This window comes from Mesorhizobium sp. M8A.F.Ca.ET.021.01.1.1, assembly GCF_003998025.1.
Classification (GTDB): Bacteria; Pseudomonadota; Alphaproteobacteria; order Rhizobiales; family Rhizobiaceae; genus Mesorhizobium.
Genome location: NZ_RZSJ01000805.1, coordinates 1 through 2125 on the forward strand (window position 1 = coordinate 1; position 2125 = coordinate 2125).

Consider the following 2125-nt stretch of genomic DNA (forward strand, 5'->3'; position numbering starts at 1 on the left):
GGCTTTCGAGCCGCGGCTCGATACGCACGATGAGCTCGAGGTCCTTTTCCTTGGCCCGCGTCGACACCAGCGTCGCCACGTCCTCGATCGCCTCGGCGAGATTGAAGGGCGCCGGATCGAGCACCAGCTGGCCGGCATCGATCTTGGAGAAATCCAGGATGTCGTTGATGATGGTCAGGAGCGCGTTGCCCGATTTGACGATGATGTCGGTGAACGTCTTCTGCTTCAGATCGAGATTGGATTTGGCCAGGAGTTCAGCCATGCCCAGCACGCCATTCATCGGCGTGCGGATTTCGTGGCTCATATTGGCGAGGAATTCCGACTTGGCGCGGTCGGCGAGCACGGCGCGCTGGCGTGCCTCGCTGAGCTCCGCTTCGCGTTGCTTGAGCTCCGTAATGTCGGTAGTGGAACCGATCAGGTAGAGCGAACCGTCGGAGGCGATCATTGCGCCCTTGCGGGCGAACTGATGCCTGACGCTGCCGTCGGGAAGGCGAACCGTCTCCTCGATCTCCTGGGTCTCGCCGGTACGCAGCACGGCGAGATCGCTGGCCACGAAGGCCTCGCCATCCGGCCCGAATATCTCGACGTCGGTCTTGCCGATCGCCTCCTGCTTGCTGAAGCCGGTGAGGTCGCACCAGCCCTTGTTGACATAGAATTGCCGGAGGTCGGAGCGCTTGGCGTAGATCGACACCGGTACGTTGTCGATAAGGCTGCGGAACACCTCGTTCTCGCGCATGCTCTCTTCCAGGGCTTGCTCGCGTGCCTTGACGTCGGTGATATCGGTGCTGGAGCCCACGAGATGCACCGATCCGTCGGTGGCCACAAGGCGGCTCTTGCGCGTCATCAACTGCCGCACCGTGCCGTCACGATGGGTAACGGGCTCCTCGACCTCGCGCACATTGCCGTTCGTCACGACATCGGTGTCGTCGTGGCTGAAGCCCTCCGCTTCCTCGCCGCTGAACAGCTGGCGGTCGGTCCGGCCGATGACATCGTCCTTGGTGAGACCGGTTAGCGCGCACCACGCCTTGTTGACGAATTCGATGCTCAGGTCCTGCGCCTTGATGAAGGCGGCCACCGGCAACTCGTCCATGACGTGGCGGAAGAGATCGATCTGGCGCATCGAGTCACGAAGCGCCGCCTCGCGGCTCTTCAGGTCGGTGATGTCGACGCGCACGCCGATGAACGTGCCGTCGCCGGTGCGCATGTCATAGACCTGGTACCAGCGCCCATCCGCATTGAGGCGCTCATAGGAGGAATTGGGCAGACGGTACCGCGCCAGGATGCCGTCGAGCCAGCGTTCGGAATCGACTTCGTACAGGCTGTCGATCCCGGGATCGCCGCTCGAACGGAAATAGCCGACCGAATGGCCGAACTCCAGCGCTTCGCGGAAGGTGCAGCCGGGCTGCCAGAAGGGTTTCAGCGCCGGCAGCGTATCCTGCAGCCTGCGGTTGGCGAAGACGAACTTGTCGTCCCGGTCGTAGATGATAACGCCGGCCGGCAGCGATTCCAGCACGTTGGCGAGATGCTTGCGCGCATCTTCGGCTTCGGTCTCGCGCCGCTTCATGTCGGAGATGTCGAAGAGAAAGCCGGCGACATAGTCGCGGCCGCTGGCCACGCGGACGCGATTCTTCCTGACGATGCGCGAACGGCTGGCGCCGCCGGCCTCGAAGCTTTCTTCCACTTCGTATTGCTGTCCGCTGGCCAGCACCTCGCGTTCGCTGCTTTCGAACAGCGCGACCTGGTCCGGCCCGAGGAAATCGCTTCCCGGCCTGCCAAGCATGGCTTGCGGCGCCTGCTTGAACAGCGCCGCGAAGGCCTCGTTGACGAAGACGAAGCGCAGATTGTCGTCCTTGACGAAGATCGGATCCTTGACGCCGTTGATCACCGCTTCCGCCAGCCGCGCCTTTTCCAGCGCTTCGGCGAGTTCGGCCTCGCGATCCTTCATGTCGGTGACATCGACATAGGAAATGAACCGCTTGCCGCCGGCCAGCGGCGCCATCGACGAGATCAGCGTCCGGCCGTCATTGCGCGGGAACTGCCGCGATCCGGCTATGCCGGCCCTGATTTCAGCCTCGCGCTCGGCCACATGCCGCTGCCATGTCGCGTCGTCCGAACCATACGGGTC

Annotated in this window: 1 protein-coding gene; it reads right to left on the minus strand. The window is 63.3% G+C overall.

Going from position 1 to position 2125, the window contains the following annotated elements; all coding sequences use genetic code 11:
* Window positions 1-2125 (minus strand): PAS domain-containing protein (locus tag EOA36_RS34135; RefSeq protein ID WP_127281095.1); only part of this gene is annotated, 2125 nt, incomplete at both ends.